Origin of the sequence: Acinetobacter sp. YH12045 (assembly GCF_013419925.1) — a bacterium.
Taxonomy (GTDB): domain Bacteria; phylum Pseudomonadota; class Gammaproteobacteria; order Pseudomonadales; family Moraxellaceae; genus Acinetobacter; species Acinetobacter amyesii.
The window spans coordinates 139,360-152,783 of record NZ_VOZE01000003.1; the positions used below are offsets into that span (position 1 = coordinate 139,360).

The 13,424-nt window shown below is 41.1% G+C and carries 8 protein-coding genes; 3 read left to right on the forward strand and 5 right to left on the reverse strand.

Going from position 1 to position 13,424, the window contains the following annotated elements:
• Positions 1-2: 2 nt before the first annotated feature.
• The 5 genes from FTU02_RS05770 to pilG all read right to left on the reverse strand — a co-directional run bounded on the left by FTU02_RS05770 (position 3) and on the right by pilG (position 8,124).
• Complete coding sequence (locus FTU02_RS05770) at positions 3-4,517, reverse strand: Hpt domain-containing protein (RefSeq protein ID WP_180156271.1); 4,515 nt, start codon at positions 4,515-4,517, stop codon at positions 3-5.
• Between the two features lie 162 nt (positions 4,518-4,679).
• Positions 4,680-6,755, reverse strand: a complete 2,076-nt coding sequence (locus tag FTU02_RS05775) for a methyl-accepting chemotaxis protein (protein ID WP_078192256.1) — start codon at positions 6,753-6,755, stop codon at positions 4,680-4,682.
• Between the two features lie 44 nt (positions 6,756-6,799).
• Positions 6,800-7,336, reverse strand: coding sequence for a chemotaxis protein CheW (locus tag FTU02_RS05780; RefSeq protein WP_078191058.1), 537 nt, complete (start codon positions 7,334-7,336; stop codon positions 6,800-6,802).
• 6 nt (positions 7,337-7,342) lie between these two features.
• Positions 7,343-7,711: a response regulator gene (locus FTU02_RS05785; RefSeq protein ID WP_078191059.1), complete on the reverse strand. Its 369-nt coding sequence runs from the start codon at positions 7,709-7,711 to the stop codon at positions 7,343-7,345.
• 29 nt (positions 7,712-7,740) lie between these two features.
• Positions 7,741-8,124, reverse strand: a complete 384-nt coding sequence (gene pilG / locus FTU02_RS05790; protein WP_078191060.1) for a twitching motility response regulator PilG — start codon at positions 8,122-8,124, stop codon at positions 7,741-7,743.
• 343 nt (positions 8,125-8,467) lie between these two features.
• Here pilG and FTU02_RS05795 point away from each other — a divergent pair, with 343 nt between their 5' ends.
• Genes FTU02_RS05795 through FTU02_RS05805 form a run of 3 tightly spaced genes read left to right on the forward strand, consistent with a single transcriptional unit; the run spans position 8,468 to position 13,339 of the window.
• Positions 8,468-9,061, forward strand: coding sequence for a hypothetical protein (locus FTU02_RS05795; protein WP_373684217.1), 594 nt, complete (start codon positions 8,468-8,470; stop codon positions 9,059-9,061).
• 46 nt (positions 9,062-9,107) lie between these two features.
• Positions 9,108-10,211 (forward strand): efflux RND transporter periplasmic adaptor subunit, encoded by a 1,104-nt coding sequence (locus tag FTU02_RS05800; RefSeq protein ID WP_180156275.1) that lies wholly within the window; start codon positions 9,108-9,110, stop codon positions 10,209-10,211.
• Between the two features lie 23 nt (positions 10,212-10,234).
• Positions 10,235-13,339 (forward strand): efflux RND transporter permease subunit, encoded by a 3,105-nt coding sequence (locus tag FTU02_RS05805; RefSeq protein WP_180156277.1) that lies wholly within the window; start codon positions 10,235-10,237, stop codon positions 13,337-13,339.
• Positions 13,340-13,424: the final 85 nt, after the last annotated feature.

The following is a 13,424-nucleotide window of genomic DNA, read 5'->3' on the forward strand; positions in this document are numbered from 1 at the left end:
AATTACCCCTGCTTTTCTGCAATTAAAGCTTCAATATTGGCAAGCAATTCAGCTTCTTGGAATGGTTTACCCATATAGTGAGTCACACCTAAGCTAAATGCACGCTCACGATGTTTTTCACCTGTACGCGATGTAATCATAATGATTGGCAAGTCACGGTGAATGTCGTGGTGACGAACTAAGTTGGTCACTTCGAAACCATCCATACGTGGCATTTCAATATCGAGTAACATCAAGTCTGGACGAACATTTTCAAGCTGTTCAATCGCATCAACACCATCTTTCGCAGTCACGATGTCATAACCTTGACGTTCAAGTAAGCGCGAAGTCACCTTACGTACAGTTACCGAGTCATCGACAATCATCACTAAACGACGCGCATTGGATTGACGGCCCATATCACGTTGCTCAGCTGAATGTTTAACACGCTGCGTGGTTTGAATTTGACGTGCAATATTTTGCCCATCCAAAATCAAACATACATGACCATCACCTAGAATCGTGGCACCTGCAATCGCGGCCACACTGGTAAATTGTTGACCAATTGGTTTCACCACGATTTGAGAACGTGAACCCACCAGCTGATCGACCAATAAAGCAATGGTTTGACCACTGTTGCCTTTAATTAGTAGTACAGGCAATGAATGGCCGACATTATTTAAACGTGGAATTGGCTGATTACCCACAAACTCTGATAGATAACGTAGTTTGTAATTGGTGTTGTCAATTTTAAACACGTCATCCTTACTATTGAAGTAAGTTTCGAGTGCCGTAGGTGCAATACGGACAATACGTTCAATTTGCGCTAATGAAATCGCATATTGCTGATCGCCCGCTTTCACCATCAAGGCATCGCTGACCGCTACTGTGGTTGGTACACGAATGGTAAAGGTCGTCCCTTTACCTAACTCAGACTCAACGGAAACATGACCACCCAAGGCTTTAATTTCACTTTGCACCACATCCAGACCAACACCACGACCCGAAATTTGCGTTACCGATTGTGCCGTTGAGAAACCTGGATGGAAGATCAATTGCAAGATTTCTTGTTTATCGAGGAACTGATCCGCTTTGATTAAACCAAGTTTTAAGGCTTTGTCTTTAATTTTGGTTTCATCAATCCCTTTACCATCATCACTGAAAGACACCAGTACATCAGTACCCTGACGACTAATGTTCAAGACGATGCTACCTACTTCTGGCTTTTTTAAAGCCAAACGGTCAGCAGTATCTTCTAAACCATGGTCGACCGCATTACGCAGCATATGTTCAAATGGTGTCACCAAACGCTCTAAGATCGTACGGTCCAATTCACCTTCTGTATTTTGAACAATCAATTCTGCAGGACGGTTCAAGGTCGAAGAGGTTTGACGCACAATACGTTGTAAACGTGGTAACAAACGATCAAATGGCACCAAACGGGTACGCATCAGACTTTCTTGAATTTCTGACTGAATACGTGATTGTTGTAATAACAAACCTTCCGCATCACGGATTTTTTCTGCCAAAGTACTCTTAAAGTCAACCAAATCCGACGCAGATTCGGCTAGAGATTTTGACAATTGGTTAATCGATGAATATTGGTCCATCTCCAATGGGTCGAAATCCGCATAGCGTGAATTTTCAGAACCATGTTTGGCAATAATTTGTGACTCAAGCTCACCATCCATTCGACGTAACTGGTCAGCAAGTCGCTTAATTGCTAACTCCATTTCATTCAAGGTATTGCCTAGCTGACCTAAGTCCATCTCAATACGTGAACGGTTAATCGAGTTTTCGCCTGATAAATCAATCATCTTCTCGACGAGATCAGCCGAGATACGAATCATCTCATTACTGTTATCAGAAGAATTAGCTTCAGACCATTCACCCAACATAGATGGAGGTTCAACACCATCACCTTGAATAAATTCAAAGCCTTTACTGACAATACCTTGTTCTAATTCTGCAACACGGTTTGGCAGTTGAACCGTAACATCCACATACTGAATGGATTCTAAGCTCAATTTGATGCTGTCAAAATTACTATAGTCATGGTTGAAGATTGCTTCTTTTAACCATGCCAACGTCGTTTTGAGTAAGCCGTCATATGCATTTGAGTTGAAATGATGAACCGCAAAATGCTCAAACGTCGTCTCAAGTTGATACGCAATTGCGGCAACAGGTTCATTTTCAACCATACGCGCGCCACCCTTAATACTGTGGGCAGCACGTTGTAATTGAAGCAATACGTTACGGTCACTACGTTGTTCAGTCCATTGATTTAATAATTGAACGGCTTGTTCAAGAATTTCCTCAGACTCTTCAAGGAAGGTTTCTTCCATGACTGAACGTAGATCATCATCTGGATGCTCAACATGTTCAGCAACCGCATGTTCAAGATGTTCAACAGCGGACTCAGTGTGAGCAGTCGTTTGAGCTTCAACCACTGCTTCTGCAGTGTCTTCAGCAGCATCCATCGGCTCTGACACCGACACATCTGGCTCTACTGTAGCTTGTAGAGTTTCAGCTGAAATAGGAGCCGAAGCCAATGCAACAGGTTCTGAACGCTCTCCTGCCACAATTGACTGAATATTCTTGAGAATATCGATCACATTATTCGCTGGGTAGTCGATCCCTTGGTCACGAATGGTTTGAATACGATCTGAAATATCATCCTGCACCAAACGAATAATTTGAATTAACGCAGGGGTAATCGAAATTTGCTGACGAATAATGCGCTCATAAATCGATTCCAATTCATGCGAAATTAAACCCACATGAGACGCGGCAATCATATTTGCACCACCTTTTAGGGTATGCAAATAACGCATTAAATTATTCAAAGCTGAAGTATTGGTCTGATCACGTGTCCAAGTACTGAGGTCTTGATCAATCCCCACCAATAATTCTTCTGCCTCTTCAATAAAGATCCCTAAAAGATCTTCATCAAAGTCATTATTCGCATCCGCCGCTTGCATCTGTTGATGATCAAGTTGAATACGCTGACTTAATTGTGCAAAGTCTACTGCTGTTGTATTTGCAACAGCGGCTTTATCTTCTACTGTGGCAACAGGTTCAGCAACTACATGGGCTTCTGGTGTTGTCGTCGCTGCAACTGCTTCAATGTCTTGTTGAACAAATGCAGTCAGCTCATTTAAGAAACGCTGAACCTCTTCACTTAACACTACACGCTGACCCGCAGCTAAAGTGTCAAATAAGTGAATAAACTCTTGATGTGCTTGCGCAAATAACTCATAGCCATAATCAGCATGGAGTAATTCAGGCTTTTCAACTAAAGACTGATATGCTGCACGCAGTTGAGTTGTGAAATCATGGATTCCAACAGACGCACGATTATCCGTATGTTCAATCAACTCTAAAGCTTGTTGACTGAGCTGTTGAATATAGTCTGGGAATTCAGCAAGAGCACGTTTATCAAACTCAAATTCAGCATCTAATAACTGATCAATATTTAATTCGATTAGTTTAGAAACCAAACCTTGCGGATTATCTTCAGGCGCCAATTGATCTTGGCTAGCAAAACCATAATCGTCCCAAGCTGCTTTGAAGGTTTCATAAATAGATGCAAGATTTGCCTTATCCCCTGAACGCAGCACGTGTAAATAATCACGAACAAATTCAGCATATTGAATCAATAAAGCAGTTTCTTTCGAGCTCGATATGATTTCGTCTTGCAATAAGGTTTTGAATAAGTTTTCAACTTTTGAACTGGCTTCAAAAATCTCTTCGATCTGCGCCATCGACGAACTACCACGCAAGGTGTGTAGCGCGCGAATCAAACCATTATAATCTTGTGATTTACTGTCATCAGATTGGAGGAACTGATCAATCGTTTGTAGATGTTCTTCAGCTTCTTCAATAAAAATGCTCACTGTCTCTTCGACCAGAGATGCATCTGCATCCACTTGTTCAGGAGCAGGTTCTGATTCAACAACCGCATCAATCGTGTTTTCAAGCACTTCTACAGGTGCTGTAGCTTCAACATCAGTCAGTTCTAAACCAGTGACACCATCTTCAGATTTTAATTGATCTGCCAGTTTTAATAATTCTTCGAGTGCAGGCTCAAGGCTAATATTTTGTTGTAATTGTTGCCCCATTAAAACCAATGGACGTAAGTCAACATCCAATTCGGCAACATTTTTAAACCGTGGATAGAGCTTATATTGATAAACATTTAAAACTGTTTGTGCAAACTTTTGAACGGTCGGCGTTAACTGTACTGAACCCGCAATGACACGGTTCAGCGTATCTTCAACTGCCCATGCAGTTTCACCCGCCGATTTTGCCCCGACCATACGACCTGAACCTTTCAGGGTATGGAAATGACGACGAATCGTCGTTAAAGTCTCTTTATCTTGTGGATTTTCCAACCAAGTTGTAAATAAACCCGCCAGTTCTTCAAAGATTTCTTCTATTTCTTCAACAAAAATCTCTAAAATTTCTGCATCTTGATCAAGATAACTATCTTCAGGAAGCGTAGTTGTTTCAACTAAATTTTTTAATATTTCTTTCATAGCTAAGGCTTCTTATGTTTTGCCACCAAGAAGGTTGCTCAAACTTAATTGTAACCATCACCTAAGACTTAACTGTGACGTTAAGTTCACCTTATCGATGTGTTATCTGTAATCGGTGCAGTACCCTAGCCGCAGCTAAGGTACTCCAGGTTTGCGCCTGACTTACTCTGGGAGTTTAAAGTCAGATACAGATTCACGTAATGATTCAGCCATATTCGCCAATTCAGATACCGAACGTGCAGTATCAAATGTTGCACTGGTAGTTTGCGAGGTAATTTCTTGTACAACGTTCATCGTTGTCGCAATATGACCTGCTGAAGCAGACTGAAGTTTTGCAGCATCCGAAATGTTTGCAATCAGTTTCGCCAAGTTACCCGATACAGACTGAATTTCATCTAGTGCTACGCCGGCATCTTTAGACAAGTTCGCACCACGTACAACTTCCGAAGTCGTTTGTTCCATTGAAATTACGGCTTCGTTAGTATCCGTTTGAATGGTTTTTACCAAACCTTCAATCTGTTTGGTTGCAGACGCTGAACGTTCCGCAAGACGCTGTACCTCATCCGCTACCACGGCGAAACCACGACCTGCTTCACCCGCCATTGACGCCTGAATTGCTGCGTTTAATGCCAAGATGTTTGTTTGGTCGGCAATATCGTTAATCAATGCGACAATGTTACCAATCTCTTGAGAAGACTCACCTAGACGTTTAATACGTTTTGAAGTTTCCTGAATCTGTTCACGAATCGTGTCCATACCTTCAATTGAACGGTTTACGACATCTGCGCCGTTTGCAGCAATTTGTACAGAACGTTCTGCTACGACAGCTGATTCTTCAGCGTTCGAAGATACTTGGTCAATCGACATTGCCATTTCGTTAATCGCTGCAGATGCACCAGCAATCTCTTGCGCCTGATGTTCAGATGCTTCTGCAAGCTGGTTGGTAATACCCTGCGTATTCGCGGTATATTGCGCAACTTCTTGAGAAGTTTCTGTAATACGCGATACAAGGTCACGTAATTGGTCGATTGCGAAGTTAATCGAGTCGGCAATCGCACCCGTAAAGTCTTCAGATACCGTCGCATACGAACGTAAGTCACCGTCTGCAAGATCGGCAATTTCATCGAGTAAACGTAAAATCGCGTTCTGGTTACGGTCATATTCTTCTTGAAGACGGGTTACACGGAATTTATCCGATTGACCACGTAAAGAAAGAAGTTTGAACACACAGATCAAGAAGGCTGTTAAAGCAAGAATCAACAGTACCGCAGGTAAAATGGTTTTCAAGCCTGTGCTAGAAGACAATTGATTTAAGTTGTCCAACAATTTGTCTGACTCAGCAAAAATTTGTGAAGATGCTTTACGTACGTTCACAATTTGCGTTGAGTTTTTCAAAATTGTCGCAGCCGCTGATTTTAATACATCGTCATATTCAGCTTTAATGCCTTCAAGTGACTCACGTAATTCAGGGCTTTCAATACGTTGTACACCAAGCTCTGTACTACCATCCAATTGGGCATTTAAGTACAAACCGAAGGTTTCAGTATCGGCACTAAAGTCATCCGCAGACTCACGTGAACTATCAGAACCGGAAAGCACCGAGCTGATCGAACGTAAAATACGTTCAGCAATGAATACCTGGTTTTTCGCAATCACCACCTGGTTCGAAGGCATGTCTTGACGTGCCATTTGGTCGACCATCAAGTTATATTCCGCCTGAATCCCCGGAATGGTTTCACCAATCGCGATGTTCGTGTCATATAACTTATTAATGATTTTTTGTTGCGAAGTAATCAAGTCAATACTTTTTGAGACCTCAGCCCACTGCGTATCTACAGATTTCAGCGCATCTGTATTTGCATGAATGTCTTTTACAGTTTCTAAGTTTTCTTTGAACGAATCTTGAGAGGCAATTAATTTTTTCATTGCATCTTCAGTACCTGATGCAGTTGCCTCAGTTGCTTGACGCGAAATTGTTTGCGAAAGAAGACGGAGTTCACCCAAACTTTGCGTTAATTGGTTACCGCGAGGAACGCTATAGAATAGGTATAATAAAATAATCGTTGCCAGTACTAATGAACCAATCGCACCATAAATAAATGGTTTGGATTTTTCACTATCACCAAAAACTCGAGATAATTGATCTGTCTGTGATTGCAGTTTTGCCAGAAAAGCATTACCGCCTTTACGACCACTGGTGCTTTCACCCGTATTTTTCTTTTTAAGTTTAAAGCCCATTCAGCTTCTCCCCGATTACGCCTTCTTTCGTTCGTGCGCGACAATTAATTTATAAATTTTATAGATGCGTTCATGTATTTTGGATTTTGCAGTAAACGACTGAAGAGAAATACATTCCACTGCTGGTTATGCTGGTGGAAATACCCCTGACAATATTCCTGCAAATTTCGATCCAACTCATTATGTTTAGAAAAATAACTTTTCTTATTAAAGTGTTGAATACCCAAAACTTGATCGACTACCAAACCGACATAATGGTCATTATGACTAATACATAAAACTTTTTGAGTGGGTGAAAAACTACTTCGATGACCGGTTATATATTGTGCTAGGTCAGACAAAGAAAGTAAGCGTCCCCGAATATTGGCTAATCCCATCACCCAAGGTTGGGTATTGGGAACTGGCGTATATTTTGGTGGGTAGATCACTTCAGCTACTTCACCTAAAGGAGCAACGTAATATTGCCCCATCATCTCAAAAGCAATGCCTGACCATCGGTTTACTTCATTTTCAGTGGAAACGTAGTTTTTGTTTCCTCGTTTTGCGATTCGAAGTAATTCGATAAATCCATTTGCTGCCATAGAGCTTTATCCTGCATTGAGGTGTTGCTTAATCACATCAATTAATTGTTTTTCGTCTACAGGTTTAGTCAGATAATCAGAAGCACCTTGGCGTTTACCCCAAACACGGTCAGTTGCCTGATCTTTGGTACTTACAATGACAATCGGGATATGTTTGGTGGTCGCACCACGTGCAATTTGACGTGTTGCTTGGAAACCATTCACACCCGGCATTACCACATCCATTAAGACCAAATCAGGTAACTCAGCTTGAGCCATTGTCACCCCATCAGCCCCATTTGAAGCTTCAATCACTTCAAATCCGTGTTTACCTAAAATTTCTTTAAAACGGAATGTTTCTGTTGGTGAATCATCAACGATTAGGATACGTGCCATGCTTTTTCCCCAAAAAATAAAAAATCTAATTATGCTGTAACGTGATTACGGATTGCATTCAGCAATTCATCTTTACTGAATGGCTTAGTCAAGTATTCATCCGAACCCACAACACGACCCTTCGCCTGATCAAATAAACCATCTTTACTTGAAAGCATAATCACAGGAATATTTTGATAATTTTGAGAGTTTTTAATCAGGGCACAAGTTTGATAGCCATCTAGACGTGGCATCATTATATCGACAAATACGATATCTGGATTCGCATCTGCAATTTTTGAAAGTGCTTCAAAACCATCTACAGCAGTGACTACTTCACATCCTTCACGCTGAAGCAGCGTTTCGGCCGTACGACGAATGGTTTTTGAATCATCAATTACCATGACTTTTAGATTTTGGAATTTATCGTCCATTTATTGACCCTACCCATTGAGGATGTACAAACAATTAAGTTAGCAGCATTATTATTTACAAGTTGTGAACATTTTTAACATATCTTTACTTGCGTTTTCAATGAACATTTTCTGCGCAAACACACAAGATTTCTTTTTTTTATTAACTGCTTCACACTTTCCGATGACCAACGATTTTTTTTTAACTTGGAATAGTATTTAATTGTCTTAATTAAGCATATTATAGCAAGATTATTACTTTAAAATAAGTAATTTAGTCAACTTTAAACTGGGGAGTACAAGGTTGAGTCCGCTTACAAAAAAAATTCACTTGATTGGCCTTAAACATTTCTCAAAAAAAGTCATTCTGACGGCTTGTTTGTTGGCTTATACCCCGCTTTTATTTGCTGCACCAACCAATACGCAGCAACCACAAAAGGCGACTTGGTATCGTTACTATGACAGTAAAGGCGTAGCAAACATCAGTACCAATGTGACACCAAATCACATCCGCTATGGTTATGAAGCACTTGATCAAAATATGCAAGTGATTAAACGTAACCGCCCCTACAATGCTGAAGCCGATGTTAGACAAGCTCCTCAGCGTGCTGCCCAAGCACGTCAGCAAGCATCAGATATCAAACTTAAAAAAGCCTATACCAATAGCCGAACTGCGGCCATCAAAAAGCGTGATGCACTGACTGGTATACGTAAACAGATCGTGTTTGAACAAGAACAATTAAAACAATTACAAAATGATCGTGTATTATTTGTTCGCCAAGAACGTGAACATTTTCGAAAAGGTGAAACCGTTCCGGCAAAATTAAAAACAATGTTGGATAATAATCAAAAAAATATGGTAGCGAAAAAAGAATACATTCAATCGTTACAAACTCGCTATCGAAATACAGAAGCTGAATACGACAGAATTATTACGCGTTTAAAAGCGATGGAATAAACTTGTTATTCAATTGCTTTTGTAGACCGCTGATATAAGGACCATTATGCACTCTGCACAGCAATCATCCCCATTTTTAAAGCTTAGCCTGCTTTGCATAAGCCTGACTTTGGCTGCATGTCAAAAAGAAGATCCGCAGCAAAGTGTTAAACCAGAAAATAAGATTGAATTGATTCAACAAGATCTGGTCACGATCGAACAAGGCAACGCCATTTCAAAAACAGCCTTTACAGGTACCATTCGGGCGGTCAATCAGAGCAGTATTCAAGCCCAAGTCACTGCGACTGCAACCAATGTTAATGCAGAAGTCGGACAACGTGTCAACAAAGGCCAAGTGTTGGTGCGTTTAAATAATCAAGACAATGCCGCACGTCTTGCTCAATCTCAAGCAAACCTTGCATCAACGCAAGCTCAAGCCAATCAAGCCAAACTGATGATGGAACGTAAACAGCGTTTGCTGAATCAAGGCTTTATTTCCAAAGTAGAGTTTGAACAAAGTCGTGTCGATTACCAAGCTCAAATGGAAAATGTTCGCGCTCAACAAGCCAATGTCGATATTGCGCGAAAAGCCAGTCAAGATGGTACCATTTATAGCCCTATCCAAGGCGTGATTACCAAACGTGATGTTGAACCGGGACAAACGGTTGCTGCCGGACAAACCCTTTTTGAAATTGTCAATCCAGACCAATTAGAAATTCAAGCCAAATTACCAAGTGATCAGCAAGCTGCACTGAAAATTGGACAAAAGATTGAATATAGCATCCAAGGTAATAGCAATTTACTCACAGCACAAATCAGCCGGATTTCACCAATTGCCGATCAAGCCAGTCGTCAAATTGAGTTTTTTGCAGCCCCAAATGAAACCATTACGTCATTAAGTATTGGTGCTTTTGTCGAAGGTCACATCTTAGGTACAGATAATATTTCAGGCCAAAAAATTCCACTCGACACCATTCAAAGTCTAAAAGATAAACCTTACGTCTGGGTCATTCGTCAAAATAGAATTGCCAAAGTACCTGTACAAATTTTGAATCAGAGTTATAGCAATAACACCGCGATTGTTCAGGGCTTACAAAATAGCGATCTGATCAGCCGAATTAAATTTAATGATTCAGATATCAAACAAGATGTAAGTATCAGCCAAAATTAAAAGAATAAGGCAGGACAGTTGTTATGTGGTTAACCCGAATTAGTGTGAAATATCCTGTTTTCACCATCATGATGATGTTTTGTCTGATGGTACTAGGACTCGCTTCTTGGCAACGTATGGGTGTTGAAGAGTTTCCTGATGTCGACTTCCCTTTTGTTGTTGTCTACACCAACTATCCGGGTGCTTCTCCTGAGTCTGTCGAATCTGAAATCACCAAGAAACTTGAAGATCAGATCAATACCATTTCAGGCCTCAAGCAAGTCATTTCTCAATCCAGTGAAGGTTTATCCACGGTTATTGTCGAATTTAATCTAGATGTCTCGTCCTCTGTAGCTGCACAGGATATTCGAGATAAAATTGCACCAGTAACCGCACAATTTCGTGATGAAATTGATGACCCGATTGTAGAACGCTACGACCCTACTGCCAGTGCGATTATGTCGATTGTTTTTGAATCAAAGGACATGTCTTTACGTGATTTGAGTTCCTATCTGAATCAACGGATTGTGCCCCAGCTTAGAACGGTTCCCGGTGTCGGTACGGTCAATTTATTGGGTGATGCACAGCGTCAAATTCGTATTCAAGTAAATCCGCAAAAATTACAAAGTTTCGGGATTGGGATAGACCAAGTTATAAACACCCTAAAATCTGAAAATATTGAAGTTCCGGGGGGGACTTTAAAACAAAAGAACTCAGAATTGGTGGTCGAAATTAAATCTCGCGTTATTCACCCAAACTCATTCGGTGATTTAGTGGTTGCCAATAAAAATGGCGCGCCGATTTATCTCAAACAAATTGCCGAAATAGAAGATAGCCAAGCTGAAATGGAGTCGAGTGCTTATCTGAATGGTAAAACAGCCGTCGCTGTCGACATTCTGAGAAGTTCGGACTCTAATGTGATTGAGGTGGTTGATAATACCCGTAAAACCTTAAGTAAAATCCAAAAGCAATTGCCGCAAGGCACGACCGCAGAAATTGTGGTTGATTCTTCAAAAGGTATTCGTGGCAGCATTAAAGACGTGGCACGTACGATTATTGAAGGTGCAGTACTTGCGGTACTCATTGTATTGTTATTTCTCGGCTCATTTCGTTCAACAGCCATTACAGGTTTAACCCTACCGATTTCACTACTAGGTACCCTCACCTTTGTTTGGATTTTTGGTTTTACCATCAATATGATGACCCTACTAGCTCTCTCACTGAGTATCGGTCTCCTGATTGATGATGCCATTGTAGTACGCGAAAATATTGTCCGCCATGCCGATATGGGCAAGGACCACGTCACCGCTGCACTCGACGGCACGAAAGAAATTGGTTTAGCCGTATTGGCCACAACATTGACTATTGTCGCGGTATTTTTACCTGTGGCATTTATGGGCGGCATTATTGGGCGTTTCTTCTATCAATTTGGTGTAACCGTCAGTACCGCTGTACTGATTTCAATGTTTGTGAGTTTCACCCTTGACCCCATGTTGTCTGCTCACTGGGCAGAGCGCCACGATCCAAATAAAAAGCCGGGTAAAATTAAACGTTTTTTTAACTGGATTTCGGGCAAGCTCGACAACCTAAGCCATCATTATGAAAAATTACTCAAGCTTGCTTTAAAATTTAGGCTCATTACCCTTTTAATCGCCGTCGCGTCTTTATTTGGCGCATTAGCTTTATCCAAAATGATCGGAACTGAATTTGTACCCGTACCAGACAAAGGTGAAATTCGGATCAAATTTGAAACACCAGTTGATGCAACCCTTGAATATTCGCAGGCGAAGCTTAAGCAAGTAGATCGTATCATTCGCCAACATCCAGAAGTCAAAGCCACTTATGGTGCAATTAATAGTGCCACTGATCGGGGTAAAAACCATGCTAGCATTCGTGTCACTGTTTCACCACGTACGGAGCGTAGTCAAACATTAACGGATCTCAACAATGAATTCCGTACCCGCTTAAAACATATAGCAGGTATTACTATTACCTCGATTGCCTCAGCTGATGAAACAGTATCTGGCGGCCAAAAGCCGGTTATGATCTCGATTAAAGGACCAGACTTAGATGAGTTACAACGCATTTCTGACCGCTTCATGAAAGAAATTTCGAAAGTCGACGGTATTGTCGACTTAGAAAGCTCACTCAAAGAACCTAAACCGACCTTAGGTGTACATATCAATCGCGTTTTAGCCAGTGATTTAGGTTTATCCGTCAATCAAATCGCCAATGTATTACGCCCTCTTCTTGCGGGTGATAATGTAACAACGTGGAAGGATGATAAAGGCGAAACCTATGATGTAAATTTAAGACTCACTGAAGATCAGCGTCGACTGCCAACTGACATTCAAAGCATGTACATCACATCACAAAAAACCGATGCTGCAGGCTTACCTATTTTAGTTCCATTGGCAAGTGTGGCAAGCTTTGAAGAAACACTTGGTGCTTCACAAATTAACCGTCGTGATCTGGCACGTGAAGTGATGGTTGAAGCCAACACAGCAGGACGTCCTGCGGGTGATATTGGTGCCGAAATCAATGAGATAGAGAAAAACTTCGACTTGCCACCAGGTTATAGTTTTGTCACGCAAGGTGCCAATAAAGATATGGCTGAGTCCGCGGGTTATGCAATGACAGCGATTACCCTCTCTATTGTATTTATTTATATTGTTTTGGGTTCACAATTTAATAGCTTCATTCACCCTGCAGCCATTATGGCTTCATTGCCCTTATCATTGATTGGGGTTTTCTTAGCCCTATTCTTATTTAATTCAACCATGAACCTCTTTTCCATTATCGGGATTATTATGCTCATGGGCTTGGTGACAAAGAACGCAATTCTACTCATCGACTTTATTAAAAAAGCCATGGATCATGGTGTAGATCGTTATGAGGCGATTATTGAAGCAGGTAAAACCCGTTTACGTCCCATTTTAATGACCACTAGTGCAATGGTGATGGGTATGGTTCCGCTTGCACTTGGTTTAGGTGAAGGCGGTGAACAAAGTGCACCAATGGCACATGCCGTGATTGGCGGGGTGATTACCTCTACCCTACTAACACTTGTGGTTGTGCCGGTGATTTTTACCTATTTGGATGATTTCCGAAACTTCCTTGCACGTCAGGCCAAAAAAATCATGTCATAATGACAAAATCTAAAATGAGGTGACTTTGGAAAATGTTCACCTCATTTTTTATTGTATACTCTCCACTTTAACGCTTAATTTTTTA